This window comes from Streptomyces sp. NBC_00234 (genome assembly GCF_036195325.1).
Taxonomy (GTDB): domain Bacteria; phylum Actinomycetota; class Actinomycetes; order Streptomycetales; family Streptomycetaceae; genus Streptomyces.
Window position 1 is genome coordinate 7,655,407 of the sequence record NZ_CP108101.1, and the last position, 25,077, is coordinate 7,680,483.

Consider the following 25,077-nt stretch of genomic DNA (forward strand, 5'->3'; position numbering starts at 1 on the left):
CGGGGGCCGACCCGGTCACGAGAGGGTGTTGATGACCTCGCGCACCTGGGTCGCCACGGAGGTGGGCAGGGGAGCGTAGTGGATCGAGTGCAGTTGTTCCTGGCCCGCTTCGCTCGCGGTGTAGGTGAGGAAGGACTTGAGTGCCGGCAGGCTGTCGGGCTGATTGCCCGTGTCGCAGACGATCTCGTACGTCACCAGGACGATCGGGTACGCGCCTTCGGCCGACGTCTTGTAGTCGAACCGCAGAGTCAGGTCCTTCCCCCTGCCGGTGATCTTCGCCTCGGCGATGCCCACCGACGCGCTCGTGGTGCTCGGCGGGACCGGATCCGCGGCGCCCGTGGCGATGCGTACCGTGTCGATCTTCCGCTTGACGGCGAAGGACAGTTCGAAGTATCCGATCGCGCCGTCGGTCTGCGTCACCGCCGTGGAGACCCCGTCCGATCCGCCGGCCGACTCGCCGCCCCTGGCCTGCCACTTCTTGCCCGCCGGGTACGGCCACTCGTCGGACGCGGCGCCCTTGAGATAGGCGTTGAGGTTCTGGGTGGTCCCCGAGTCGTCCGTACGGTGGAAGGGGACCACGGGCAGGTCCGGCAGCTTCTTGCCGGGGTTCAGGCGCTGGATCGAGGGGTCGTTCCACCGGGTGATGCGTGCGTCGAAGATCCGGGCGAGGGCCGGGGCGTCCAGGACCAGACCGGTCACGCCGGGCAGGTTGTATCCGAGGGCGATGGGCCCGCCGACCATGGGCAGGTCGATGGCCTGCCCGCCCGGGCACACCTCCTTGGTGGCTTCGACGTCCTCCCTGTCCAGAGCCTGGTCCGTGCCTCCGAACGTGGTCGCACCGCGCTGGAACTGGGCGACGCCCGCGCCCGATCCGAGCGGGTTGTAGACGAGCTGCACGTCCTCGCAGGCGAGTTGGTACTGCTGCATCCAACGGCTCATCGCGTTCTGCTGGGCCGTGGACCCCGAGCCACGGACCTGTCCGGACGTGGCGCACTCGATGTCCGGTACGGGTTCTGCGGGAGCCGACCTGTCGTCGCTCTCGCTGCCGCAGGCCGTGAGCAGTAGAACGCCCGCTACCACGGAGGCCGCCCCTCGCAGCCGGTTCGTCCGTCCTGTACGTCGGAGCTGCACGCTGGTCCCCCTGGAACACACACCGGTGAAGGGTCGTCGGTGCACACCGCCGACCCGGTGTCCAGATGCTCACCGATGCCGAGGAGGTGTGAGTGGCACCAAGGCGAACAACAGGCGTCGCGCTGCCGACGTTTGGGGAAGTGGACTGCTGCGGAGGGGGGTTGGGTCCCTCCGCGAGGCCGGGTGGCTCGGCGCTGCGAGCCCTCTGGAAGTCCTTATGGGCTGCCTCGTAAGCCAGTTGGGGCTGCCGAACGAGCCGCCCTCCGTGCGTCCGTCATCGAGAGATCGGGCGAGGCGAGGTGCGGCGAAGGGTGGGCGGGTCCGACTGCGTGGCCGGCCGGTCGACAGGGCCGGGATCCTCGTCACTGGATTCGATGCATGTCTATGTTGACACTCGTCGATACAAGTGGCAGGCTCTGGGTGTCAGGGGATATTGACAGATGTCGAAGCAGTGTTGAGGAGAACAACCGTCATGAGTGAGCAGCACCTTCCCGTCGTCGTCATCGGTGCCGGTCCGGCCGGCCTTGCCGCCGCTGCGCACCTCACCGAGCGCGGCATCGGGCCCCTGGTCCTGGAGGCGGGGTCCGCCGCGGGCAGCGCCGTGCGTGAGTGGGGGCACGTGCGGCTGTTCTCCACCTGGTCCGAGGTGGTGGACCCGGCCGCCGAGAAGCTGCTGGCGCCCACCGGATGGACCGCGCCCGACGGGGCGACCTACCCCTCCGGAGCGGACTGGGCCGAGAGGTACCTTCAGCCGCTCGCCGACGTCCTGGGGGACACGGTCCGTTACGGCGCCACGGTGACGGGCGTCTCCCGCCTCGGGCGCGACCGGATCGTGGACGCCGACCGCGAGAAGCAGCCCTTCACCGTCCACGTCCGCAACGCTGACGGCTCCGAGGAGCGGATCACCGCCCGAGCCGTCGTCGACGCGTCCGGTACGTGGTCCACGCCCAGCCCCATCGGCGGCGACGGACTCCCGGCACTCGGCGAGAGGGCGCTGGCCGACCGGATCTCGTACCGGATCCCCGACCTCAAGGACCCTGCCGTCAGGGCTCGTTACGCCGGTAAGCGCACCGCGGTCATCGGCTCCGGCGCCTCGGCCTTCACCGCCCTCGCCGCCCTGGCCGACCTCGCCAGTAAGGACGGTGGCACACACGCCGTGTGGATCCTGCGCCGCGGCGTCACCGGTTCCACCTTCGGCGGGGGCACCGCCGACCAGCTGCCCGCCCGGGGTGCCCTGGGTCTCGCCGCCAAGGCGGCCGTCGACGACGGGTACGCCGACGCGGTCACCGGCTTCCGTACCGGTGCCGTGGAGCGGGCCGGCGAGCAGGTCGTCCTGGTCGCCGAGGACGGCCGCCGCCTGGACCCGGTCGACGAGGTCGTCGTCCTCACCGGCCTGCGCCCGGACCTCTCCTTCCTCTCCGAGCTGCGCCTCGGCCTCGACGAGCGCCTCCAGGCGCCCACCGGCCTCGCCCCGCTGATCGACCCCAACCAGCACTCCTGCGGAACCGTCTACCCGCACGGCGTCAACGAGCTCTCCCACCCGGAGCAGGACGTCTACCTCGTCGGCATGAAGTCCTACGGACGCGCCCCCACGTTCCTCGCCATGACGGGCTACGAGCAGGTCCGCTCCATCGCCGCCGCACTCGCCGGAGACCGGGAAGCCGCCGAGCGCGTCGAACTCACCCTCCCCGAGACGGGCGTCTGCGGAGGCGCTGGCCTCTTCGACGAGCCCGAGGCCGCGCCGAGCGACGGCGGCGGCTGCTGCGCCGCCCCCGCCACGCTCCAGATCGGCACCGGTGCCCCGGCTTCCTCCTCCGGTGGCTGCTGACGGACGTGTCACGGACCCAGGCCGATGTGGCCGCGACCGGGACGGGGGTCCGGTCGCGGCCACGCGGCGTGCTGCCCGCCCTCTGCGTCACGCAGATCACCAGCTGGGGCGTCGTCTACTACGCCTTTCCCGTCCTCAACTCCCGTATCACCGAGGACACCTCGTGGTCACCGACCGCAACCACGGCGGCCTTCTCCGCCGCACTGCTCGTCTCCGCGGCCGTCGGCATCCCCGTCGGACGTGTCCTCGACCACCGCGGTCCGCGCGCCGTGATGACCACGGGCTCCGTGCTCGGCACCCTGGCCCTGCTGCTCATCGCCACAGCTCCCAACCTGGCGTTCTTCGCGGCTGGTTGGCTGCTCGCCGGGGTCGCCATGGCCGCCACCTTCTACCCGCCCGCCTTCGCCGCCCTCACCCGCTGGTGGGGGCCGGACCGCATCCGCGCCCTGACCGTCGTCACGCTCGCGGGCGGACTCGCCAGCACCGTCTTCGCCCCGCTGACCGCCGCTCTCGCCGAACACCTCAGCTGGCGCGCCACCTACCTCGTCCTCGCCGTGATCCTGGCGGTCGTCACGATTCCGGCGCATGCACTCGCCCTGCGCGCACCGTGGCCACCGGCAGAACCGGCACCGGCCGTCACGGGCGGTACCCCCGTGGTCCGCAGCCGCCCGTTCCTGCTGCTGGCAGTCGTCTTCACCCTTTCCGGCTTCGCCATGTACGCGGTCGTCATCGGCCTGGTCCCCCTCCTCCAGGAGCGGGGTGCGAGCACCACCGCCGCCGCGTGTGCGCTCGGCCTCGGCGGTGCGGGCCAGACCCTCGGCCGCACCCTCTACGCGAGCGTCGCCGCCCGCACCTCCGTGACCGTCCGCACCGCCACCCTCATCACGCTCGGTGGCGTCACGACAGCCGGTCTCGCCCTCGTCCCCGGGCCCGTCCCGCTCCTTGTGGTGCTGGCCGTCCTCGCCGGAGTCGTCCGCGGCAACCTGACCCTTCTCCAGGCCACCGCCGTCACCGACCGCTGGGGCACCACGCACTACGGCCGTCTCTCCGCCCTCCTCACCGCCCCCGCCTCCCTTGCCGGCGCCCTCGCTCCATGGGCCGGCGCCGCGCTCGCCGGCCCGCTCGGTGGATACGACGCCCTCTTCCTGGCGCTGGCGGGCAGCTCCCTGGCAGCCGCCGCTCTGGCCACGGCGACGGGAGTGCGCAGGACGTGACCGTGCCGCGTACGCCGATGCCAATGCGATGGGGGCGACGGCCCGGCTGCCGGCGTTCCGTGACGCACGGGTCAGTCCACTGCCACGGGTGTGCGGAGCGGCTTCAGTGCTCCGCTCCACGCGATCACCTGGTCGAGCATCGCGTTCACGGCAGCCGCCTGCATCGGCTGCGGGGCGAGCGTCGTGTAGTTCTCGAAGTCGGTGAAGAGCGAGAGCATGACCTGGTTGCGCACGGTGGCCGTCTGGACCTCCGCCATGATGCCGCGCAGGTGCTCGATGGCCCGGGCCCCGCCCACGCTGCCGTAGCCGACGAATCCCGCCGCCTTGTTGTTCCACTCGTTGTAGACGAAGTCGATGGCGTTCTTCAGGGCCGCCGAGGTGGAGTGGTTGTACTCCGGGGTCACGAAGACGAATCCGTCGTAGGCGTCGACGGTGGCCGCCCAGTCCTTGGTGTGCTGCTGCGCGTACTGGGCGAAGGACGGCGGGGCGACCTCGTCCAGCAGAGGCAGGTTGAAGTCCTGCAGGTCCACGACGTCGAACTTGGCGTCGGTGCGCTGCTGCGCGATGTCGTTGACCCAGTCGGCCACGGCTCGGCCGTTGCGGCCGGGGCGGGTGCTGCCGACGATGATGGCGATCTTGATCATGGTGCTTCCTTGGGGTGAGTGGCTGGTGAAAAGGGGATGAAGGTGGTCGCGAAGGGTCCTGGACGGGTTACGGAACACCGGCGTCACGGCGGAGCCGCCTGCTCGGGTACGTCCAGGCCGGACCGGAGGCGCTCGCTCATGTCCCGCAGCTGGACCATCTCCTCGCGGGTGAGGATCTCCAGGAGGCCGGTGTGCTGCCCGTGCGGTGGCCAGGAGGCGGCCTCGTCCAGTGCCCGCCGCCCGGCGCGGGTGAGCTGGGCGAGGTGCACACGCCCGTCGGCCGGACAGCCGGTTCGCCCGATCCAACCGCGCTCTTCGAGCCGGTCGGCCAGATGGGACAGCCTGCTGGCCGAGACGCCGGCGTTCCTGGCCAGGTCGGTCATCTTGAGTCGTCGGCCGGGGGATTCGGAGAGCCTGGCCAGCAGTTCGTAGTGGATCGGCAGCATGCCGTTCTCGCGACGCAGTTCCTGTCCGAGCCGTTCGGAGAGGACCCGTGCGGCGACCAGGAACGCGCGCGTGGTCTGCTGCTCGTCGGCGTCGGTCCGGCGGTTCGGGGGCATGTCGGTCTCCAGTGGGTGTGGACGCCTGCGTTCAGGCGGGGCGCGGTGCCGGGTGGTCTGTGACGGCCGCCCGGCGGGGTGTCAGACGCGGCGCGGCGCCGGGTGAACGATGTGCTTGATCTCCTGGAACTCCTCGAGCGCGCGTTCGCCGTTGAGGCGCCCCACCCCGCTCTGTTTGAAGCCGCCTTCCTCCATCTGGTCGACGACGACCGCCCAGGTGTTGGCCCAGACGGTGCCGGCGTCGAGCTCCCGGCCGACACGCAGCGGACGGTCCGCGTCCCGGCTCCACACGCCGGCCGCGAGGCCGAACTCGGTGGCGTTGGCGCGGGCGATGGCATCCGCCTCGTCGTCGAAGACCTCGAAGGTGGCGACGGGGCCGAAGACCTCCTGCTGCACGATGGGCACGTCCACGTCCGTGACCTCCACCAGGCTCGGGCGGATGAAGGCCCCTGCTGCCAGGGAGCCGTCGGTGACCCGGCCGCCGCGGACGACGACGTCGGCGTAGGTGGCGGCCTCGGCGACCAGTTGGTCGACCCGTTCCGCGTTCGCCCGGTCGATCAGTGGCCCCATGTCGCTGGCCGGGTCGTCGCCGGGACCGACGCGTACGGCTTCGAGCGCTGCCGACAGGCGCGTGCGGAGTTCGTCGGCGATGCCGCGTTGCACGAGAATCCGGCTTCCGGTCATGCAGAACTGGCCGGTGAAGGTCGTGATGGCCTTGGTCAGGACGGGCACCGCCGCGTCGAGATCGGCGTCGTCGAAGACGATCATCGGGGTCTTGCCGCCGAGTTCGAGCGACACGGCCTTGAGCGCAGAGGAAGCGTCCGCCATGATGCTGCGGCCCACCCGAGTGCTTCCCGTGTAGCTGATCACGTCCACACCGGGGTCGGAGACCAGCAGTCGGGCTCCCGCGCTGCCGGACTCCGTGAAGGCGTTGAAGGCTCCCTTCGGCAGGGATGTGGTGGCCGCCACGATCTCGAAGAGCAGATGGTTGGTCAGGGCGGTCTGTCCGGGAAGCTTGAGGACGACGGTGGCCCCGGCCGCGAGGGCGGGCGCGAAGGAGCGCACGGAAAGGATCACCGGCGAGTTCCACGGAGCGATCACGCCGGCGACGCCCGCCGGCTGGCGCAGCGTCATCGAGTAGAGCCCGGGCCTGACCTCCGAAGCCCGCCCGGACTCCGTCAGTGCGAGAGCGCCGTAGTAGCGGATCTTGGAAATCGTCAGGTCGACCTCCAGGGCCGCCTCGGCCAGGATCTTGCCGTTCTCCCGGGAGAGCAGCGCGATCAGTTCGTCACGGCGCTCGGCCATGCGGTCGGACATCTCGAAGAGGGCGCGGGCGCGTAGGTCGCGGTCGCGGGCCCAGTCGCCGGTCTCGAAGGCCCGGCGGGCCGCGTCGATCGCTGCCCGTGCCTCCTCGGCCCCGCCGTCGGCGAAGGTGCCGACGAGCTCGCCGGTCGCCGGATCGGTGGATGAGCCGACGCGGCGGGATTCGGTCCACGCGCCGTCGATGAAGTGACGGGCGTGGGGCGTAGTGGTCATGAACGTTTCTCCTCGTCGAGTGGCTGCCGACGCCGTCCTGCCTTGCCTCCGACTCCCTCCCGCATGCGGAGCATGCGCTTCGGAGAGACGCTGGTCAGGGTTGTCGCCGCAGGGGCCATACATCAAACTAATTCGTTCCGCAACGAATCATGTCCCCCTCAGCGCAGGGAGTGGCGGAGGTATTCCCTGAGGGCGCGACGGGTCGGCGGGGAGGGGGTGGGGGTTGCTTGACTCCGAGTCGAGGGAGATTTATGGTTCGTTGCAGAACGAACTAAATGGCGGCCTGATTCTACGGAACCCAGGGCTGTCGAGGTTCGCCGGCATTCCGCACTCGCCGCTTCGGGCGGCCGAGGGACTGTCGCCCGGGTCGCCTGGAACAGGCCCCGGCGCGCGTATCCGGTTGGGAGAAGAGACATGGCGGCAGAAGAGGGTTCCCCCTCCCCGCAGACAGACAACGGCCCCGGCCCCGGTGCCACCCGCGTGACGGCGGCAGTGGTGCGGGAGAAGGGCGGCCCCTTCACCTTCGAGGAGCTCACCATCGAGGCCGGGCTCCGGCCCGAGGAGGTCCTGATCAAAGTGGTGGCCACCGGCCTCTGCCAGACGGACATCCACGTCCGTGACCAGGCGCTCCCCGTGCCGCTTCCCGCGGTCCTGGGCCACGAGGGCGCGGGAATCGTGGAGCGCGTCGGTACGGCCGTGAACAGCGTGACGCCGGGTGACCGCGTGGTCATGTCCTACCAGTCCTGCGGCCGGTGCAAGCCCTGCCTCACGGGATACCCGGCCTACTGCGCCTCATCCTTTCCCGCCAACTTCGGCGGCTCCCGGCCTGACGGCAGCAACGCCCTCCGTGCCGGGGAGGAGGAGATCCACGGCCACTTCTTCGGTCAGTCCTCCTTCGCGACCCATGCGCTGGCCACGGAGCGCAATGTGGTGAAGATCGAGGACGAGGACGTGCCGCTGGAACTGCTCGGCCCGCTGGGCTGCGGCCTCCAGACCGGAGCCGGGGCCGTACTGAACTCGCTCGCGGTACCGGCAGGCGCGTCCGTCGTGGTGATCGGCGCGGGCACCGTCGGACTGGCCGCGGTCATGGCCGCCCAGGTCGCCGGAGCGAGTCCGGTCATCGCCGTGGACATCGTCCCCGAGCGACTCGGGCTCGCCCGCGAGCTCGGCGCCACCCACACCATCGACGCCAAGGAGGAGGACGTCGCCGCCCGGATCGCCGAGATCACCGGCGGGGGAGCGGACTACGTCCTGGAGATCACCGCGCGCCCGGAGATGCTCACCCTGGCCGTCGACGCCCTCGCCCCGCTTGGCACGGCCGCCCTCATCGGAGGCGCGCCCGCCGGAGCCCATGCCCCGGTGAACATGAACGCGCTGCTCGGCGGACGTACCGTCCGCGGGATCGCCCAGGGCGACTCCGTCCCGCAGTTGTTCATCCCGCGGCTCATCGAGCTCTACAAGGCCGGCCGATTCCCCTTCGACCGCCTTGTCACCTTCTACGGCTTCGACCGGATCAACGAAGCCGCCACGGACACGCGGACCGGGGCTTCGATCAAGCCCGTGCTGCGCATCGGGGAGTAGCGGCACCACCCCGCCGCTTCATCCCACCTACGAACAGTCAAGAGGTACACCGACCATGACCGACCATCAGAAGCCCGGCACCCCCACCGACCGTCACCAGCTCGGCGCCGCCGGTATGCCCCTCCACACCCTCGCCGACTACCGGCCTGTTCCCGCCGACGGCTACGGAGCGCTGTTCCTGCCGGAGCGGATCGCCAAGGGCTACCACGTCGAGGAGATCAACGACGGTGCCTACTACGTCACTTCGGGTGCTTACGACACCATGTTCGTCCGCACCGGAAACGGCGTCGTGGTGGTGGACGCCCCACCGCTGCTCGGCGAGAACCTGAAGCGCGCCATCGCCGAAGTCACCGACGAGCCCGTCACCCACCTCATCTACAGCCACTGGCACTCCGACCACATCGGAGCGGCCGGGATCTTCGCGGCGGACAAGCCCAAGGTCATCGCGCACGACTACACCCGCGAGATGGTCCAACGCTGGCCCGACCTCGGTGGCACGCGGGGCATGCCCGTCCCGACGGAGACCATCACGGAGAGCGACACCCTCGAGGTCAACGGAGTCCGCTTCGACCTCGACTACCACGGGGTCAACCACACCCCGGGCAACATCTTCATCTATGCCCCGCAGCAGAAGGCGCTGGCGGCGATCGACATCATCAGCCCGGGATGGAGCGCGTTCAAGCACTGCGACGCCTCCGAGAACATCCGCGGCTGGGCCGAGGCCCACGACTGGATTCTCGGTTACGACTTCAAGGGTGTCGTCTCCGGTCACGTCAACCGCTACGGCACTCCGGAGGACGCCAAGGCGTCCCGCGACTACACCAACGACATCATCGAGTTCGCCAAGGAGGCCCTCGACAACGGCCACGAGCTGGAGTACATGGAGCGCATCGGCTTCAGCAACGCCTGGGTTCTCTGGGAGAACTACTTCAACGAGATGACGAACTACGTCACCAGGAAGACGCTGGAGAAGGTCACCGACAACGGCCAGACCTGGGCCCAGCGGCTGGCCGGCGCCGACGTCATGACCAAGTACCACGCCTACTCGGTCCTGGAGGCCCTGCGCCTGGAGTACGGCATGGTCTCGGGCTTCGAGAAGCTGATCATCCCGCAGGAAAGCGCCTGACGGCAGCGGACGCGGCATGCCCCCGGCGGACTCCCGTCCGCCGGGGGCCGCTCCGTGTCCGGGCCCCACGCGCACCCGCATCACCGGATATAATTCGTTGTGTAACTAACTTGTGGAGGGTTTTCATGAGCCAGGACGCCAAGACGGACGTGGCCGAGGAGCCCGGCGTGGACACTGCCGGGGGGATCGCCCGGCAGGGCTCGCCGACCCGTGCGCTCAACCGTACGGAGCGTGCGGTCTGGCTGGGATTCCTCTCCACCCATCTGAAGCTGCTGCGCACCCTCGACGCGGAACTCGTGGCCGCCGAGCGCATCTCGATGTCCTCGTTCGAGGTGCTGCTCACGCTCGCCGAGGCACCCGAGGGCCGCGTGCGGATGAAGGACATCGCCTCCTCCCTGCTGATCAGCCGCAGCGGCCTGACCCGCATCGTGGACGACCTCGAACGTCAGGGCCTCGTCGTACGGGAGAAGTGCCCCACGGACGCCCGGGGCTTCGACGCGGTCCTCACCGAGGCCGGCCGCAAGGCGTACCGCCGTGCCCGCAAGGTGCATCTGACCAATCTGCGAAGCGAGTTCCTCGACAAGCTCACCGACGAGCAGCTCGACTCGCTCGCCGAGATCTGGGCCGCCGCGGGCTTCGAGGACGACGCGAACGCCTGCTGACGGGCGCCGTTCCGGAGGCGCGTCACAAAGAAGAGCGACACTCTCCTGCCGTCCGTTCCGCGACGGACGGCAGGAGAGTGTCGCTCGATGGTGCGACCGGGGAACCGGCTCAGGCCGCGACCGGCGCCCTGGCTCCGGCCAGCGCTTCGGCTACGGGGACGACGTCGTCGACCGCCATCTCGATGCGCTCGTACACCTCGGGGTTGAGGATCGTGGTTCCGTCGAAGTCGCCGGAGCCGAGGTAGATCCCCGCAGGCGCGGTCCACGCCTGAAGGAAGCCGAACAGCGGGCGCATGGCGTGCTCGATGACCAGGGCATGCCGCTCGGTGCCGCCCGTCGCCGCGAGCAGCACCGGCTTCGCGGCCAGCCCGTACTGGTCGACCAGGTCGAAGAAGTGCTTGAACAGGCCCGTGTACGACCCACGGAAGACGGGAGTCGCCGCGATGACGAGATCCGCCTCCTCCACCGCCCGCAGCGCCTCCTCGGCCTCCGCGCCGACCTGATCCCGTTCCACTGCGCCGATGAACGCCGTACCGAGCGTGTGCAGCTCGATCAGACGCGTCTCGGTCGTGGTGCGCGTCGCCAGGGTCCGGAGGATCAGGTCCGCCAGTGCCGTGGTCTTCGACGGGGACCGGAGGCTGCCCACGACGGCGACGACCTTCAGGGGCGCGGTCATGCCGACACCTCCGCCGTGGCCGTGGCCAGGGGCGAGCTCCCGGCGATCTCCTTGCGTACGACCGGGGCGACCTCGGAGCCCAGCAGCTCGATGGCCTTCAGGGCCTCGCGCTGCGGCACGTTGCCGAAGCCGAGCTGGATCATCATGCGGTCGTGGCGGAACAGCTCGTGCTGCGCCATGATCTTGTCGACGATCTCCTGGGGGCTGCCCAGGAAGAACGCTCCGGAGGGCGTCGACTGGGCCTCGTACGCCATCCTCGGCATGGGGACGCCCAGTCCGCGCTGGTGGTGGTTGGCCATCCAGCCGGCCTGGAAGTACGGGTGGGAGACCTCGATGGCCTCGTCGTGGGAGGCGGCCACGAAGCCGGGTGAGTTGACCGACACCTTCAGCGTGTCCGGATCGTGCCCGGCCTCGGCCGCGGCCTGACGGTAGAGGTCCACGAAGGGCGCGAACTGGCGGTAGGCGCCGCCGATGATCGCCAGCGAGAGCGGCAGCCCGAGCCGACCGGCGCGTACGACGGAGGCAGGGGTGCCGCCGACGGCGACCCAGACGGGCAGCTCGCGATCGGGCCGGGGGGTGATGTCGCCGTTCACCAGCGCTGGGCGGTGCGCCCCCTGCCAGGTGACGGGGTTCTCCTCGCGGAGCCGGAGCAGCAGATCCAGCTTCTCCGAGAACAACTCCGCGTAGTCGTTCAGGTCGTAACCGAACACGGGAAACGACTCGGTGTACGACCCCCGGCCGGCGATGATCTCGGCCCGGCCGCCGGAGAGCAGGTCGAGCGTGGCGAACTGCTGGAACACGCGGACCGGGTCGTCCGAGCTGAGTACGGTCACCGCGCTCGACAGCTTGATCCGGCTGGTGTTCTCGGCCATGGCGGCCAGCACCACGGCCGGGGAGGACACGGCGAAGTCCGTACGGTGGTGCTCACCCACGGCGAAGACGTCGAGACCGGCCTCGTCGGCCGCCGTCGCCTGCTCCACCAACTCCCTCAGCCGGGTGCCGGGTGAGGGGAGCGCGCCGGTCGTGGGGCTGGGTGTGAGTTCGCCGAAATGGTAGATCCCCAGTTCGAAGTCCATGAGGATGGCCTACTTTCCGATAGGTTATTCGTTGCGCAACGAACAACCTGGTCGGTGGGTCGGCTATTCCGCCTTGGGGGACTGCCCGCCGTCGGGCGGGTAGCTGTGCGCATCGGCGCCCTGCCACGTGACGACGGCGGGGTTGTCGAGCACACGCTCCGGGTCCGACAGCCCGGCATCGGCCAGAAACTCGATGACGTCGTGGTCGCTGTGGGCGAGGCCGATGCGTTCGTGGCGGCCCATGGCGTGCACGGTCACGATCCGGCCGCCTGACGGGGTGGGTTCATGGATGATGATCGGTTGTGTGGCCATGCTTCCAGAGTGGCCCCGGGCGGCGCTCCGCGCATCCGGCTGACCGGGACGCGTGTACGCGGCCCCGCTGGGGGTGTCCGGGCCGGCCATGGCGGCCGGCCCGGACGTCGGGATCAGGCGAGGTCGAACCGGTCGAGGTTCATGACCTTGTCCCACGCCGCGACGAAGTCCTTGACGAACTTCTCCTTCGCGTCGTCGCTCGCGTAGACCTCCGCGACCGCACGCAGCTCCGAGTTCGACCCGAAGACGAGGTCGGCACGGCTGCCGGTCCACTTGACGTCGCCCGAGGCGGCGTCGCGGCCCTCGAACGTGGTCGCGTCCTCGGACGTCGCCGTCCACGTCGTACCCAGGTCGAGCAGGTTGACGAAGAAGTCGTTCGTCAGCGACCCGGGGGTCGTGGTGAGGCGACCGAGCGGCGCGTCGCCGTAGTTCGCGCCCAGCACGCGGAGACCACCGACGAGGACCGTCAGCTCGGGCGCGCTGAGGTTCAGCAGGTTCGCGCGGTCGACCAGCAGGTACTCGGCCGGCAGGCGGTTGCCCTTGCCGAGGTAGTTGCGGAACCCGTCGGCGATCGGTTCGAGCGCCGCGAACGACTCGACGTCGGTCTGCTCCTGCGACGCGTCCACGCGGCCCGGCGCGAACGGGACCTCGATGTCGAAACCGGCGTCCTTGGCGGCCTGCTCGACGCCCGCGGCGCCGGCGAGCACGATCAGGTCCGCCAGCGAGACCTTCTTGCCGCCGGACTGGGCGGAGTTGAAGGACTCCTGGATCCCCTCGAGCGTGCGCAGCACCGTCGCCAGCTGGTCTGGGTTGTTGACCTCCCAGCCGCTCTGCGGCTGGAGGCGGATACGCGCACCGTTGGCGCCGCCGCGCTTGTCGCTGCCGCGGAAGGACGAGGCCGACGCCCACGCGGTGGAGACGAGCTGGGACACCGACAGGTCGGAGGCGAGGACGCGGCTCTTGAGGGTGGCGATGTCGCCGGAGTCGATGAGCTCGTGCGTCACGGCCGGGAGGGGGTCCTGCCACAGCAGCGTCTCGCTCGGGACCTCCGGGCCGAGGTAGCGCGCGAGCGGGCCCATGTCACGGTGGGTCAGCTTGAACCACGCCCGGGCGAAGGCGTCCGCGAACTCGGCGGGGTTCTCGTGGAAGCGGCGCGAGATCTGCTCGTACGCCGGGTCGATGCGGAGCGAGAGGTCGGTCGTGAGCATCGTGGGGGCGTGGCTCTTCGACGCGTCGTGGGCGTCGGGGACCGTACCCGCACCCGCGTTGTCCTTCGGCCGCCACTGGTGCGCGCCGGCGGGGCTCTTGAACAGCTCCCACTCGTATCCGAAGAGGATGTCGAAGAAGCTGTTGTCCCAGGCGGTCGGGGTGTTCGTCCAGATGCCCTCGAGGCCGCTGGTGATCGCGTCGCCGCCCTTACCGGTGCCGAAGGCGTTCTTCCAGCCGAGACCCTGCTGCTCCAGCGGGGCGGCCTCGGGGTCGGCGCCGACGCTCTCGGCCGGGCCGGCGCCGTGCGTCTTGCCGAAGGTGTGGCCGCCCGCGATGAGGGCGACCGTCTCTTCGTCGTTCATCGCCATGCGGCGGAAGGTCTCACGGATGTCGCGGGCCGCGGCCAGCGGGTCCGGGGTGCCGTTGGGGCCTTCCGGGTTGACGTAGATGAGGCCCATCTGGACCGCGCCGAGCGGGTTCTCCAGCTCGCGGTCCCCGGTGTAGCGCTCGTCGCCGAGCCACGTGGTCTCGGGGCCCCAGTACACGTCCTCGTCGGGCTCCCAGACGTCGGCGCGACCGCCGGCGAAGCCGAAGGTCTCGAAGCCCATCTCCTCCAGGGCGACGTTGCCCGTGAGGATCATGAGGTCGGCCCACGAGATGTTCTTGCCGTACTTCTTCTTGACCGGCCACAGCAGACGGCGGGCCTTGTCGAGGTTCCCGTTGTCCGGCCAGCTGTTGAGGGGCGCGAAGCGCTGCTGGCCGGCTCCGGCGCCACCGCGGCCGTCGCTGATCCGGTAGGTGCCCGCGCTGTGCCAGGCCATCCGGATCATGAGCGGGCCGTAGTTGCCGAAGTCGGCGGGCCACCAGTCCTGGGAGGTCGTCAGCACCTCGGCGATGTCCCGCTTCACGGCCGGGAGGTCGAGCGTCCCGAACGCCTCGGCGTAGTCGAAGTCCTCACCGAGCGGGTTGGCCACCGCGGGGTTCTTGGCGAGGATCTTCAGGTTGAGCCGCTCCGGCCACCACTGGCGATTTCCGCCGCCCTGCGTCGGATGGGGGGCGCGTCCGTGCGCTACGGGGCAGCCGCCCTCGCCCTCCGATTTCGCGTCGGTGACGATGGCGTCGTGGTTCTCAGACATGGGAATCCTTCCGGACGGGGCGGATCACATTGCTCAGGAACTGCGGGCGGTGGAACAGTCGGGGGACAGGCCCCGGTGGATCACGGATCACCTCGGCATCCCCGATCGAGGACCGAGGGGCCCGCGTCGCCCGACATGGTCAGGCGGGGGGTCTTGCCGAACGCACAGTCGACGTCTTCGATGTGCGGGGAGCTGTGGTCCACGCGATCACGCGCCCCGGAAGCGATCGCCCCGACGTCGTGGTGGTCACTGCTCCGTCTCCTGTCGTACTGGAGTCATCCTGTCCCTTGGCTATTGCCGTAACCGATCCTACGATGGACAGAGTCCAAGTCAAGAAGTGCACCAAGCCCATTTGACACAGGAACCCGGATGCGCGGACGTGCGCCGCTCGGCTCGGGGCATCCACCGAACCTGAATAGGTGAACCGATATGAGCGGCCTGCTGGAGCGACTGCGAGGGCGTGGGTGGCGGATGACCTCGCAGCGGCGTGTCGTTGCCGAGGTCCTCGACGGCGACCACGTCCACCTCACGGCTGACGAGGTGCACGCCCGTGCGGTGCGACGGCTGCCCGAGATCTCCCGGGCGACCGTCTACAACGCGCTGGGGGAGCTGGTCGCGCTCGGCGAGGTCGTGGAGTTCTCCACCGACGGCCGTGCGAAGCGCTACGACCCCAACGCGCACCATCCGCACCAGCACTTGGTGTGCTCCGGCTGCGGCATCATCCGGGACGTCCATCCGACCGGTGACCCACTGGCCGTCCTCCCGGCGGAGGAGCGCTTCGGTTTCACGGTCTCCAAGGCCGAGGTCACCTATCGCGGGCTGTGCCCGTCCTGCACGACCGGGAGATGACCTGCGTGCGGTGCCGTTCGTCGCATCACGCGCCGCCGGAGTGGGGCTTCTCGTCCCGCAGGCGCGCCGTCTGCGCGTCGTAGTCGTCCAGAATGAGCCGAAGCCGGTCCACGGCCTCCGCGGGGATCCCCGAGGGGGCGGACTCGGCCACGAAGCGCGCCGCGGACACCAGTGCGGCGAATTCGAAGGCGTGCGCAGTGGCTCGCAGAACACCGGGCCGCGCCCACTCGAGTTGCATGGTCAGCCCTTCGCCGCCAGGTATTCCTTGATCTCGCCCAGCTCCTGCGCGAATTCGTCGTAGTCCTCGCGCATGCCGTTGATGTAGGCGCTCCATCCGAGACTGTTCTTCGCGTAGTGCACTGCTTCCTGTATCTCTTCGTCCGTGGCGCCGAACAGCTTCGCGGCCTCCATGTGGAAGAGCGTGCAGTAACGGCACTTCGTCTCGGAGTGCAGAGCAACTCCCATCAGTTCCTTGTACTTGTTCGGAATGAGGGTCTCACCGAGCTCGATCTTCTTGAAGATCTCCCACTGCCCGCCCGGATGCAGGTCGTCGGATGCCGCCGCACGGCCGGACCGGTGGTGCCGACGGGGCGGGCCGAAGAGCGCCTGGCGGGTGGGATCCCGGTTCAGGCGCCCCTCGGACGGCTCGGCGAGCCGGACGGACCTCAGGCGCCGAGGTCGTGGAGGGTGAACTCCTCCCAGGCGCCGGTGATGTCGGTGGACCGGGCGCGCAGTGCGTACTGGAGCGAGCCCGTGAAGTTGTTCTCCATCGCGACGAAGAGTCCGTTCAGCGTGGACTGGAGCGCGTAGCGGTCCAAGTCCTCGTTGTAGTAAAGGAAGAACCGCTCCCAGCCGCTGACGCTGGTGGAACGCGCACGCAGGACGTTCTGCGCGCTGCCGGTGAAGTTCTTCTCGACTGCCACGTAGCGGTCGTTCGCCAGGGACTTCAGGGCGTACGTCTCGGTGACCTCGTCGTACTCGAAGGCGAAGCTCTCCCAGGAGCCCCCGACCTGGGCGGAGCGGGCCCGCAGCACGCCGGTGTTCGGTGCGGCGTAGTTCACCTCGGTGGCGACGAACTGCCCGTTGCGGGCCGACTGCATGGCCAGGAGCTCGGGCTCCGCGGCCGCGGTGGAGGCGCCCTCGCGGAGGGCGGACGGGGCGCGCAGGGTGTCTCCGGAGATCCGCGCCAGTTCGGTGCCGTCCACTGCCTCCCAGCCGCTGGGCACCGCGCCCGGCCGGTCGGCCTGCGGGGCCGCCCCGGCCACGGGGACGGTCAGCGCCGAGGCCGCCAGCACGGCGGTCACGGAAAGAAGGACGGAGGTTATACGTCGCACGGGTGTTCCTCACTTTTCGTCATACGGATTCAGGGGGCACCGGGACGATCGGCCCGTGACGGGCTTCCGGTCGCATTCTCGGGAGAATCACGGCGCGGACATCTCCGGCCGTTTCGCGCGCGCCGGATATTGTTCTCTCTGCGCGGCGACGCCTACCCCAGTATTTTCCGCACCCCCCGGCACCTGCCATCTGCACCCCTCCCCAGGGGCTTCGGCAGCGGCTTCGCCAACTCGGCCAAGCGGCCTCAGCGTAACGGTGGGGCGTGATTTCCGGCAGTGAATTGACGGTACATCCAGGCGTCTTGCAGGTAAACGCGCTGCATTGTCAATTCCGCGGTTTCCCGTTCAGGCAGATGAAACCCGTCGTTCCTGTCGCGTCCACTTCGCGGGCGCGCCGGGGCGACGCATCGTCGCCACCGCAGCACCTGCCGTGCCGCCGGTCCTGATGTAACGCCTGCTACATTCCTGCTCGTGACGAACGCTGAGCAGACCGCGCGCTGGCTGATCCTGGTCATCAAGCTGCCCGCAGAACCGTCCCGGCACCGGGTCGCCGTGTGGCGGGAGCTGCGCAGGATCGGAGCCCTTTCACTGGGGCAGGGCATCTGGGCCGTACCGGAAGTGCCGGTCTTCGCCGACGGCGTCCGGCGTGCCCTCGACCTCACCGCCGCCGCGGACGGCCAGGGCGTGACGCTCCAGGCATCCGGCCGCTCGCCCGAGGACGCGGCCCGCTTCCGGGAGATGTTCACCGCCGCCCGCTCGGCGGACTGGGCCGAGTTCCTCGCGGACTGCGGCAAGTTCGAGGCCGAGATCGCCAAGGAGATCCGGATCGGCAAGTTCACCCTGGCCGAGCTGGAGGAGGAAGAGCAGAGCCTGGAGCGGCTGCGCCGCTGGCACCGAGATCTGACCGCGCGGGACGTGTTCGGTGCCCCCGAGGCCCCCCTGGCCGGCGACCGGCTCAAGGAGTGCGTCGCCGCCTGCGAGGACTACGCCGAACGCGTCTTCGCCGCCCTGCACTCCACCGACGAGGACGTGTGATGACGCATCAGCCCATATCCCCGGCCGCGCCCAGGCGAGCCATGTGGCCGCTGTACGCCGCCGGATTCACCACCGCCTTCGGTGCGCACGGCATCGCCGCCAACCTCGGCGGGTTCTCCGAGGACGCGGTCACCTCGCTCCTCGTCCTCGGGGGGCTGCTCGCCCTCTACGACGGTGCCGAGGTGCTGCTCAAGCCCGTCTTCGGCACGCTCGCCGACCGGATCGGCGCCAAGCCCGTACTCCTCGGCGGCCTGGTCGCCTTCGCCGCCGCCTCCGCGCTGTACGCCGTCGCGGACAGTCCCGGCTGGCTGTGGGCGGCCCGCCTCGGCCAGGGCGCCGCCGCCTCCGCGTTCTCGCCCTCGGCGTCCGCGATGGTCGCCCGCCTCAACCCGGCGGCCAAACGCGGCCGTGCGTTCGGCAGTTACGGCTTCTACAAGTCCATCGGCTACACCCTCGGCCCGCTGCTCGGTGGCGTCCTGGTCTGGGCAGGAGGTCTGCGGCTGTTGTTCACGGTGATGGCCGCGTGCGCGGCAGCTGTCGCGCTGTGGGCCGCTTTCGCCGTGCCCGTGGTGCCGCCGCTGCCCCGCAAGAGGCAGACCGTGGCCGACCTCGCCCGCCGCCTGGCCGACCGCTCCTTCCTCGCCCCGACCGCGGCGCTCGCCGCGGCCACCGCCGCGCTCTCCGTGGGCGTGGGCTTCCTCCCCGTCACGGGGGCCGCGGCCGGGCTCGGCACCGTGGCCACCGGCGCCGCAGTATCCGTCCTCGCCGCCACCGCCGCCGTCGTCCAGCCCAGGGCCGGCCGCGCCCTGGACGCAGGGCGCCTGGCCACCGGTAACGGACTGCTTGCCGGAATGCTCGTCACCGCCGTGGGACTCGCCGCCGCGATGCTGCCCGGCCTCGCCGGGGTCCTGCTGGCCGCCGCGCTGATCGGCACCGGCACGGGGCTGATCACGCCGCTCGGCTTCGCCGCCCTCGCCGCATCGACCCCGGAGGAGCGCATGGGGCAGACCATGGGATCGGCGGAACTGGGGCGCGAACTCGGCGACGCCGGGGGGCCGTTGCTCGTCGCCGGTGTGGCCACCGTCTCGACCCTGACCTACGGCTACGCGGCTCTCGCCGCCCTGCTGGCGGCGGGTGCGCTGCTCGCTCTGGCAGGCAGCCGCCGAACAGCCCACGCACCGCGCTGATTTCGGGTTCCATGGGCATCGGTGGCCGACAGGGTTTCACGTGGCCTGTGCCGGCGCGGTCCGGAGCGGCCGGAGCCGGTTCCCCGGGGTCGCCCCGCCGCCGAAGTCGGCGACGGGGCAACCGTGGTGCGGGAGATGCCTCAGACGAGGCCGGTCAACAGCTCGGCGAAGAGCCGCGGTCGGCTGAAGTAGCCGACGTGCGAGGTGGGCAGGGTGTGCACCTCGAAGGGGTTGTGCGGGGTCAGCGCGTCCGCTGCCCGGATCATGTAGTCCTGGACGGCTGGAGTGGTGCTGCGGTCCGCGGAGAGCCGGACGTAGGTGTGCGGGACGCGTCCCCATCCGTCGGCCCGGACCAGGGCCCCGGGTTCGAGCACCGAGTGGTTCTCGTCCGGGTCCAGGGAGTCCAGCAGCAGCCGGAACTGGTGGTCGGTGGAGTCGGCCATGACGGCGGCCTTCACCTCGGCGAACAGCGCCGGGTCGGTGTGTGCACTGCGCCAGTTGAGCCTGACCACACCGGGGTTGGACACGATGGGCACCGAGATCCGCGCCGCGACGGCGTCCAGCAGGTTGTCGTCGACCACGTCCCACGGCTCGGTGAGCATGGCCGGGTCGCTGAGGCAGAGCGCGGAGAGGTAGACCACGCGGTCGAGCAGTTCCGGGACGGCGTTGGCCACGGCGCTGATCGTCAGACCGCCGAGACTGTTGCCGACCAGGACGGCCGGACCCCATGCGGTGAGCCGCCGCAGGGTGGCCACGACATGGCGCACGTTGTCCTGCAAGGTGACACCGGTCATGGGGGAGGCGGCGGTGGCCAGTGCCGTGAGGTCCTGGGGCTGCCGGTAGTAGGCGGCGGGGCTGTCGGCGAGGTCGCCGTGGCCCGGCAGGTCGACGGCATGTGAACGGTGCCCGCGCAGGGCCAGTTCATTCTGCAACGGGCCCCAGGCCCGGGAATTGCTGGAACCGCCGTGAACGAATACGAATGTGGGGCGCGAGGTTGCGCGCATGGTGAAGATCCTCGTCATCCTGAGGCGAACGGTGGACGTGGGACCTGGTGCCGACGACAGCCGGCATCGCGGTCAGAACGTCGACCGGGTCCGGACTGCCTGCCAGTTGTGGATGACGGAACACATGAGGCGACCGTAACAGATGGTCACGGCCCTTGGCCTGCCCGGGCGGAAAGGACGGTTCGCCGCGAGGGTCCGGTGTCGGACCGGTGGGGCCGACGCGCATCGGGACCCCCCGGTGGCGGTTCCGCGACGTCACCCTTGCGACGGGTGGGTGACGTCGCGGATCCGCCAGTCCTCACCCGGGCAGGGCCTGTGAACTGAGGGAGCCACAACAGCCCCTTCACCGGACGGAACTCATGCCCCCCACACCCACGACCGCCGCCGCCCCACGATCCGGCCCGATCGGCCCACCGGCCCGATCGGCCGTGAGGGGCTGGTTGGCGGTGGTCTCGGTGATGCTGGGAATCTTCTCCATCGTCACGACCGAGATCCTGCCGATCGGTCTGCTCACCTCGATCGGATCCAGCTTCTCCGTCTCCGACGGGAGGGCCGGACTGCTGATGACCATGCCTGGCCTCCTTGCCGCGGTCTCCGCGCCGCTCGTCACGGTGGCGACCGCCCGCATCGACCGTCGCCCGATGCTGTGCGTCTTCATGCTCCTGCTGGCCGCGGCCGACTTTCTGGCGGCCGTGGCGCCGAACTACTGGCTCGTCCTGGTCTCCCGGGTCGTCGTGGGCATCACCATCGGCGGCTTCTGGTCGATCGGGGCCGGACTGGCCGAACGCCTGGTGCCCGCGGAATCCGTCGGCCGGGCGACCGCCGTGATCTTCTCGGCGGTTCCGCTGGGCTCCGTGCTCGGTGTGCCGGCCGGGACCTTCATCGGTGACGTGGCCGGCTGGCGCACGGCATTCGCCGTCATGGGCGCCCTGACCATGGGCGTGCTCGTCATGCTGGTGCTGGTCCTGCCCCCGCTCGCCCCGGTCCGGGCCACGCGGCTGAGCGTGTTGCGCGGCACGCTCCGCGGCACGCACACCCGCTTCGCGTTGCTGCTGACCTTCCTTGCGGTGTCGGCCCACTTCGGGACGTACACCTATGTGACCCCCTTCCTGCGCCAGGTCACCCACGCGAGCCCCGAACTGATCACCGTCCTCCTGCTGCTCTACGGCGCCGCGGGCATCGTCGGCACCTTCCTGGGCGGTGCGTCGGTCGCCCGCAGGCCGCGTCTCACCTTCGGTCTCGCGGCCGGCGCGATCGCGGTGGCCACCCTGCTCCTGCCGGTCCTCGGGCGCTCGCAGGTCGGCGCCGTGATTCTGCTGATCGTCTGGGGCGTCGCGTACGGTGCCGTGCCCGTCGTGTCCCGGACCTGGTTCGCCAAGGCGACCCCCCACGCGCCCGAGGCCGCCTCGGTGCTGTTCACCGCGTCCTTCCAGGCGACGATCTCGCTCGGGGCGCTGGCGGGCGGTCTCGTCGTGGACCGCACCTCGCCGTCCACGGTCATGGTGCTCGGCGGCGCGACCGCGACCCTGGTGGTCATGGCCGCATGGGCCCACCACGCACGGCGGCTCGCCTGGCCCGACGGAGCTGTCCAGGACCACGCCGGCCCGGACGAGGGGTCGGGACGGTCGCGGTGAAACCCGCGTCAGGGGGAGGTCCGCCGCGCCCCGTGAGGGCCGGGTACGACGAGTCCGGGCGGGCGGACCCGGGGCGCGGTGCGTGTCGGCTTGATAGGCAAGTGAACAGTTGCCTATCCTGAAGGGGTGGCCGACGACCTCTTCAAAGCCTTGGCTGACGCCACCCGCCGCACCATTCTCGACGAACTCGCGGAGAAGTCCGGGCAGACACTGTTCGAGATCTGCTCGCGCCTGAGCATGAAGCACCAGCTCGGGATATCGCGCCAGGCGATCTCCCAGCACCTCGCCGTGCTGGAGACCGCCGGGCTCGTCGAGACCAGGCGGGAGGGTCGCTACAAGTTCCACGACCTGAACACGGCCCCGCTGCGGCAGATCGCCGAGCGATGGCTCGTGCACGACACATCCGGACCCCAGGAGAGCACCCCGTGAAGATCCGTCTGACCAGCGTCTTCGTCGACGACCAGGCCCAGGCCCTGCACTTCTACACCGAGATCCTCGGCTTCGTGAAGAAGTACGACGTCCCGGTGGGCGAGAAGGACCGCTGGCTGACCGTCGTGTCGCCCGACGAGCCCGGCGGCACCGAACTCCTCCTGGAGCCCGCGGGCCACCCGGTCGTCAAGCCCTACCGCGACGCGCTCGTCAAGGACGGCATCCCGCTCGCCCAGTTCGCCGTCGACGACGTGCGGGCGGAGTACGAGCGCCTGGTCGGCCTCGGGGTCCGCTTCACCCAGGAGCCCCTGGAGATGGGTCCTGTCACCACGGCGGTCTTCGACGACACCTGCGGCAACCTGATCCAGATCGCGACACAGCCGCAGTAGGCGGGCGGCGCCCGTCGCCGACGTGCCGGCCACGCGTGCGCGGGGGCGGGCCGCTGGATGGCCGGCGGAGCCGGTACGTCGGCATCGGCGCCCGCCCCGCGCCGTCACCGCTCCGACTGGATGTCTCCATGGGTGGAGGAGGTGATCGGGTCGCGGTGCGCGAAGTCGCCCGGCGGAATGCCCGGGTGGTGGCCTCCGCGCGGCTGCGGGACCGCGGCGGACGCACCGGCCGGGTGCGAGCCGAGGGTGAGCCGGGAGACGATGCGGTAGCGGTCGCCCCGGTAGATCGAGTGGACGTACTCCACCGGCCGCCCTTCGGAGTCGGTGGTCAGCCGCTCGAAGAGCAGCGCGGGGGAGAGTTCGGGCACATCGAGCAGCGCCGCCTCGGCCTGGGTGACGACGGTGGGTTCGATGGCCTGGACGGCCTCGCGGACGTGCACCGCGTGCTGGTCCCGCAGATGGTCGTAGAGGTCGCCGCTCTCCAGCTCCTGGGCGGTCAGCCCGGGGACGAGCAGGGCCGGGATGTGCAGGTGCTCGATGGCTATCGGCGCGCCGTCGACGAGGCGCAGGCGGGCGATGTAGACGATCTCGGCTGCCGGGGACATCCGCAGTTTGCGGCCCACCCGGGCGCCGGACTGGAGCGTGGTGAATTCGAGCAGGCGGCTCGACCAGGTGCCCGCGGCCTGCGGCACGCTGAGGGTCTGATGGCCGGAGACGAGCTCCTGGGTGATCTTCTCGGGGGCCACGAACATGCCGCGCCCGTGTTCGCGTACGAGCAGTCCGGCGGCGACCAGTTCGTCGACGGCGGCGCGCAGGGTGGGTCGTGAAACGCCGAGCCGGGCGCACAGCGAGCGCTCCGAGGGGATGGCGTCACCGGGCCGCCGCGACTCGATCAGTTCCAGGATGACGTCGCGGACCCGCTCCCTCTTGAGCACCGCTCCTTGGGCGTCGGCGTCGGTGTTCATTCACTGCCCTTCATGAGCCGGATGATGATTGACCAGTTGCTCTGTTATCGGCCACAACTGGCCTGCTGGTCAAGGAGATTCTAACCGCAGCCGGGGGCGTGGGGGACGCCGACCAGGCGGGTGAATCCCCGAAATCCCTTTGATGCAGGGAGCCTTGACGCCAACAGTGGTCTATGCCAACTTCATCTCTCACCAAGAGGTCACCTGTCCACTGAGTCCAACTGGTCAGGTCCTTGGGTCTCGTGCGGTCCTGTTGTGGGTCCTGTCTCTCAGAGGTGAATCGTGAAGTTCCGTGTGCTTGCGGCTGTGTCCGCGCTGGTGATGACCGCCGGCCTCGGCGCCTGCAGTTCCTCAGACGCTTCCGACGGCGGCTCCGGCGCGTCCGGCGGCGGAAAGACGGCCATCGACGTCTGGCTGATGCGCGACAGCATCTCGGCCGAGTTCCAGGCGGAGTTCGTCAAGGGCTTCGAGGCCGCCCACCCGGACATCGACGTCAAGGTCCAGATCCAGGAGTGGGACGGCATCGGCCAGAAGGTCACCGCGGCCCTGGCCAGTAACGACGCGCCCGACGTCATCGAGACGGGCAACACCCAGGTCGCCCAGTTCGCCGAGAGCGGCGGGCTGCTCGACCTCAGCGACGAGGTCGAGGGGATGGGTGGCAAGGACTGGTTGAAGGGCCTCGCCGAACCGGGCGCGTACGAGGGCAAGCAGTACGGAATCCCGTACTACGCGGCCAACCGCGTCGTCGTCTACCGCACCGACCTCTTCGAGGACGCCGGCATCGACGCCAAGGCCATCACGACCCGTGACCAGTGGATCGAGGCGACCGGGAAGCTCAACAAGGGCGGCAACCAGGGCATCTATCTGCCGGGCCAGATGTGGTACGCGCTCGGTGGCTTCATCTGGGACGAGGGCGGCGACTTCGCCGTCGAGTCCGGTGGTCAATGGAAGGGTGCCCTGGACACCCCCGAGGCCGTCCGGGGCATGGAGTTCTACGAGCGGCTGCAGGCACTCGGCAAGGGGCCCAAGGACTCCGACGAGGCCGAGCCCCCGCAGGCCGAGGTGATGGCCAAGGGCGAGGTCGCCCAGGTCATCTCCAGCCCCGGCCTCGCCAACGCCATCGTCGAGAACAACCCCGAACTCAAGGGAAAGCTGGGCTTCTTCCCGATTCCCGGCAAGACGGCGGACACCCCCGGAGCGGTCTTCACCGGTGGCTCCGACCTGGTGGTACCCACCGTCGCCGGCAACCCCGAGGCGGCTGTCACCTTCATCAAGGAACTCGCCGGTGACGAGTGGCAGAAGAAGCTCGCGGTCGCCATGAGCTACGTACCGAACAAGACCACCCTCGCCGGTGCCGTCTCCGCCGACCCGGGCGCCGCCGCGATGGCCGTCGGCGCGGCCAACGGCCATGCCACACCCAACACCCCCGGCTGGGCGGCCGTCGAAGCCGAGAACCCGATCAAGGACTACATGACCGCCGTGCTGACCGGCGCCGACCCCAGAAGCGCGGGCGCCAAAGCCTCCGAGGAGATCACCCGCGCGATGAACTCCGGTTCCTGA

25 protein-coding genes are annotated in these 25,077 nt (G+C 70.0%); 12 read left to right on the plus strand and 13 right to left on the minus strand.

Features of this window, described 5'->3' with window-relative positions; all coding sequences use genetic code 11:
• Window positions 1-15: 15 nt before the first annotated feature.
• Window positions 16-1,131: a phosphate ABC transporter substrate-binding protein PstS gene (gene pstS / locus OG230_RS33525; RefSeq protein WP_443051443.1), complete on the minus strand. Its 1,116-nt coding sequence runs from the start codon at window positions 1,129-1,131 to the stop codon at window positions 16-18.
• Window positions 1,132-1,603: 472 nt separating this feature from the next.
• Between pstS and OG230_RS33530 the strand changes: the two genes are divergently transcribed.
• Window positions 1,604-2,959, plus strand: coding sequence for an NAD(P)-binding domain-containing protein (locus OG230_RS33530; RefSeq protein ID WP_328907517.1), 1,356 nt, complete (start codon window positions 1,604-1,606; stop codon window positions 2,957-2,959).
• Window positions 2,956-4,173, plus strand: coding sequence for an MFS transporter (locus tag OG230_RS33535; protein ID WP_443051616.1), 1,218 nt, complete (start codon window positions 2,956-2,958; stop codon window positions 4,171-4,173). Before OG230_RS33530 ends, OG230_RS33535 begins: the two co-directional genes overlap by 4 nt.
• A gap of 71 nt (window positions 4,174-4,244) precedes the next feature.
• Here OG230_RS33535 and OG230_RS33540 read toward each other — a convergent pair whose 3' ends face one another.
• From OG230_RS33540 to OG230_RS33550, 3 genes are all read right to left on the minus strand, one after another.
• Entirely contained in the window at window positions 4,245-4,817 is a 573-nt protein-coding gene (locus OG230_RS33540; protein ID WP_328907519.1) for an NADPH-dependent FMN reductase, read from the minus strand.
• Between the two features lie 83 nt (window positions 4,818-4,900).
• Window positions 4,901-5,377 carry a MarR family winged helix-turn-helix transcriptional regulator gene (locus OG230_RS33545; RefSeq protein ID WP_328907520.1) on the minus strand — a complete coding sequence of 159 codons (477 nt, stop codon included), beginning with the start codon at window positions 5,375-5,377 and terminating at the stop codon, window positions 4,901-4,903.
• An 81-nt stretch (window positions 5,378-5,458) separates the two neighbouring features.
• Window positions 5,459-6,913 (minus strand): aldehyde dehydrogenase family protein, encoded by a 1,455-nt coding sequence (locus OG230_RS33550; RefSeq protein ID WP_328907521.1) that lies wholly within the window; start codon window positions 6,911-6,913, stop codon window positions 5,459-5,461.
• Between the two features lie 414 nt (window positions 6,914-7,327).
• Between OG230_RS33550 and OG230_RS33555 the strand changes: the two genes are divergently transcribed.
• The 3 genes from OG230_RS33555 (at window position 7,328) to OG230_RS33565 (ending at window position 10,282) form a co-directional block, all read left to right on the plus strand.
• Window positions 7,328-8,494 carry an NAD(P)-dependent alcohol dehydrogenase gene (locus OG230_RS33555; RefSeq protein ID WP_328907522.1) on the plus strand — a complete coding sequence of 389 codons (1,167 nt, stop codon included), beginning with the start codon at window positions 7,328-7,330 and terminating at the stop codon, window positions 8,492-8,494.
• Between the two features lie 55 nt (window positions 8,495-8,549).
• Window positions 8,550-9,620: an MBL fold metallo-hydrolase gene (locus OG230_RS33560; protein ID WP_328907523.1), complete on the plus strand. Its 1,071-nt coding sequence runs from the start codon at window positions 8,550-8,552 to the stop codon at window positions 9,618-9,620.
• 125 nt (window positions 9,621-9,745) lie between these two features.
• Entirely contained in the window at window positions 9,746-10,282 is a 537-nt protein-coding gene (locus OG230_RS33565; protein ID WP_328907524.1) for a MarR family winged helix-turn-helix transcriptional regulator, read from the plus strand.
• 109 nt (window positions 10,283-10,391) lie between these two features.
• Here the strand turns inward: OG230_RS33565 and msuE are convergent, their stop codons facing one another.
• From msuE to katG, 4 genes are all read right to left on the minus strand, one after another.
• Complete coding sequence (msuE, locus tag OG230_RS33570) at window positions 10,392-10,958, minus strand: FMN reductase (protein WP_328907525.1); 567 nt, start codon at window positions 10,956-10,958, stop codon at window positions 10,392-10,394.
• Window positions 10,955-12,034, minus strand: coding sequence for an LLM class flavin-dependent oxidoreductase (locus OG230_RS33575; protein ID WP_328907526.1), 1,080 nt, complete (start codon window positions 12,032-12,034; stop codon window positions 10,955-10,957). Before OG230_RS33575 ends, msuE begins: the two co-directional genes overlap by 4 nt.
• A 63-nt stretch (window positions 12,035-12,097) precedes the next feature.
• Window positions 12,098-12,346 carry a hypothetical protein gene (locus OG230_RS33580; RefSeq protein ID WP_328907527.1) on the minus strand — a complete coding sequence of 83 codons (249 nt, stop codon included), beginning with the start codon at window positions 12,344-12,346 and terminating at the stop codon, window positions 12,098-12,100.
• Window positions 12,347-12,459: 113 nt separating this feature from the next.
• Window positions 12,460-14,691 (minus strand): catalase/peroxidase HPI, encoded by a 2,232-nt coding sequence (katG, locus tag OG230_RS33585; RefSeq protein ID WP_328907528.1) that lies wholly within the window; start codon window positions 14,689-14,691, stop codon window positions 12,460-12,462.
• Between the two features lie 429 nt (window positions 14,692-15,120).
• Here katG and OG230_RS33590 point away from each other — a divergent pair, with 429 nt between their 5' ends.
• The gene (locus OG230_RS33590) at window positions 15,121-15,540 is read left to right on the plus strand and encodes a Fur family transcriptional regulator (protein WP_328907529.1); all 420 of its coding nucleotides are present in this window, start codon (window positions 15,121-15,123) and stop codon (window positions 15,538-15,540) included.
• 25 nt (window positions 15,541-15,565) lie between these two features.
• On the opposite strand, the gene OG230_RS33595 is transcribed toward OG230_RS33590, so the two are convergent.
• Genes OG230_RS33595 through OG230_RS33605 form a run of 3 tightly spaced genes read right to left on the minus strand, consistent with a single transcriptional unit; the run spans window position 15,566 to window position 16,865 of the window.
• Complete coding sequence (locus OG230_RS33595) at window positions 15,566-15,778, minus strand: hypothetical protein (protein WP_328907530.1); 213 nt, start codon at window positions 15,776-15,778, stop codon at window positions 15,566-15,568.
• Between the two features lie 2 nt (window positions 15,779-15,780).
• The gene (locus OG230_RS33600) at window positions 15,781-16,242 is read right to left on the minus strand and encodes a carboxymuconolactone decarboxylase family protein (RefSeq protein WP_328911615.1); all 462 of its coding nucleotides are present in this window, start codon (window positions 16,240-16,242) and stop codon (window positions 15,781-15,783) included.
• Entirely contained in the window at window positions 16,206-16,865 is a 660-nt protein-coding gene (locus tag OG230_RS33605) for a fascin domain-containing protein (RefSeq protein ID WP_328911616.1), read from the minus strand. Before OG230_RS33605 ends, OG230_RS33600 begins: the two co-directional genes overlap by 37 nt.
• A gap of 480 nt (window positions 16,866-17,345) precedes the next feature.
• On the opposite strand from OG230_RS33605, the gene OG230_RS33610 reads away from it, so the two are divergent.
• Together OG230_RS33610 and OG230_RS33615 are read left to right on the plus strand one after the other, a co-directional pair.
• Complete coding sequence (locus OG230_RS33610; protein ID WP_328907531.1) at window positions 17,346-17,909, plus strand: Chromate resistance protein ChrB; 564 nt, start codon at window positions 17,346-17,348, stop codon at window positions 17,907-17,909.
• Window positions 17,909-19,096 carry an MFS transporter gene (locus OG230_RS33615; protein ID WP_328907532.1) on the plus strand — a complete coding sequence of 396 codons (1,188 nt, stop codon included), beginning with the start codon at window positions 17,909-17,911 and terminating at the stop codon, window positions 19,094-19,096. The genes OG230_RS33610 and OG230_RS33615 overlap by 1 nt, the downstream gene beginning before the upstream one ends.
• Before the next feature lie 140 nt (window positions 19,097-19,236).
• Here the strand turns inward: OG230_RS33615 and OG230_RS33620 are convergent, their stop codons facing one another.
• Window positions 19,237-20,118 carry an alpha/beta hydrolase gene (locus OG230_RS33620; RefSeq protein WP_328907533.1) on the minus strand — a complete coding sequence of 294 codons (882 nt, stop codon included), beginning with the start codon at window positions 20,116-20,118 and terminating at the stop codon, window positions 19,237-19,239.
• A gap of 341 nt (window positions 20,119-20,459) precedes the next feature.
• Between OG230_RS33620 and OG230_RS33625 the strand changes: the two genes are divergently transcribed.
• The 3 genes from OG230_RS33625 to OG230_RS33635 all read left to right on the plus strand — a co-directional run bounded on the left by OG230_RS33625 (window position 20,460) and on the right by OG230_RS33635 (window position 22,552).
• The gene (locus OG230_RS33625) at window positions 20,460-21,734 is read left to right on the plus strand and encodes an MFS transporter (protein WP_443051444.1); all 1,275 of its coding nucleotides are present in this window, start codon (window positions 20,460-20,462) and stop codon (window positions 21,732-21,734) included.
• 126 nt (window positions 21,735-21,860) lie between these two features.
• Entirely contained in the window at window positions 21,861-22,163 is a 303-nt protein-coding gene (locus OG230_RS33630; protein ID WP_328907534.1) for an ArsR/SmtB family transcription factor, read from the plus strand.
• Window positions 22,160-22,552 (plus strand): VOC family protein, encoded by a 393-nt coding sequence (locus OG230_RS33635; protein ID WP_328907535.1) that lies wholly within the window; start codon window positions 22,160-22,162, stop codon window positions 22,550-22,552. Before OG230_RS33630 ends, OG230_RS33635 begins: the two co-directional genes overlap by 4 nt.
• Window positions 22,553-22,656: 104 nt before the next feature.
• Here the strand turns inward: OG230_RS33635 and OG230_RS33640 are convergent, their stop codons facing one another.
• The gene (locus OG230_RS33640) at window positions 22,657-23,517 is read right to left on the minus strand and encodes a GntR family transcriptional regulator (RefSeq protein ID WP_328907536.1); all 861 of its coding nucleotides are present in this window, start codon (window positions 23,515-23,517) and stop codon (window positions 22,657-22,659) included.
• Window positions 23,518-23,799: 282 nt separating this feature from the next.
• Here OG230_RS33640 and OG230_RS33645 point away from each other — a divergent pair, with 282 nt between their 5' ends.
• Entirely contained in the window at window positions 23,800-25,077 is a 1,278-nt protein-coding gene (locus OG230_RS33645; protein WP_328907537.1) for an extracellular solute-binding protein, read from the plus strand.

Coding starts and splice junctions, on each gene's coding strand:
- OG230_RS33530 (WP_328907517.1), top strand. CDS start 1,604: ATGAGTGAGCAGCACCTTCCCGTCGTCGTCATCGGTGCCGGTCCGGCC.
- OG230_RS33540 (WP_328907519.1), bottom strand. CDS start 4,817: ATGATCAAGATCGCCATCATCGTCGGCAGCACCCGCCCCGGCCGCAAC.
- OG230_RS33545 (WP_328907520.1), bottom strand. CDS start 5,377: ATGCCCCCGAACCGCCGGACCGACGCCGACGAGCAGCAGACCACGCGC.
- OG230_RS33550 (WP_328907521.1), bottom strand. CDS start 6,913: ATGACCACTACGCCCCACGCCCGTCACTTCATCGACGGCGCGTGGACC.
- OG230_RS33555 (WP_328907522.1), top strand. CDS start 7,328: ATGGCGGCAGAAGAGGGTTCCCCCTCCCCGCAGACAGACAACGGCCCC.
- OG230_RS33560 (WP_328907523.1), top strand. CDS start 8,550: ATGACCGACCATCAGAAGCCCGGCACCCCCACCGACCGTCACCAGCTC.
- OG230_RS33565 (WP_328907524.1), top strand. CDS start 9,746: ATGAGCCAGGACGCCAAGACGGACGTGGCCGAGGAGCCCGGCGTGGAC.
- msuE (WP_328907525.1), bottom strand. CDS start 10,958: ATGACCGCGCCCCTGAAGGTCGTCGCCGTCGTGGGCAGCCTCCGGTCC.
- OG230_RS33575 (WP_328907526.1), bottom strand. CDS start 12,034: ATGGACTTCGAACTGGGGATCTACCATTTCGGCGAACTCACACCCAGC.
- OG230_RS33580 (WP_328907527.1), bottom strand. CDS start 12,346: ATGGCCACACAACCGATCATCATCCATGAACCCACCCCGTCAGGCGGC.
- katG (WP_328907528.1), bottom strand. CDS start 14,691: ATGTCTGAGAACCACGACGCCATCGTCACCGACGCGAAATCGGAGGGC.
- OG230_RS33590 (WP_328907529.1), top strand. CDS start 15,121: ATGAGCGGCCTGCTGGAGCGACTGCGAGGGCGTGGGTGGCGGATGACC.
- OG230_RS33595 (WP_328907530.1), bottom strand. CDS start 15,778: ATGCAACTCGAGTGGGCGCGGCCCGGTGTTCTGCGAGCCACTGCGCAC.
- OG230_RS33615 (WP_328907532.1), top strand. CDS start 17,909: ATGACGCATCAGCCCATATCCCCGGCCGCGCCCAGGCGAGCCATGTGG.
- OG230_RS33620 (WP_328907533.1), bottom strand. CDS start 20,118: ATGACGAGGATCTTCACCATGCGCGCAACCTCGCGCCCCACATTCGTA.
- OG230_RS33625 (WP_443051444.1), top strand. CDS start 20,460: ATGCCCCCCACACCCACGACCGCCGCCGCCCCACGATCCGGCCCGATC.
- OG230_RS33640 (WP_328907536.1), bottom strand. CDS start 23,517: ATGAACACCGACGCCGACGCCCAAGGAGCGGTGCTCAAGAGGGAGCGG.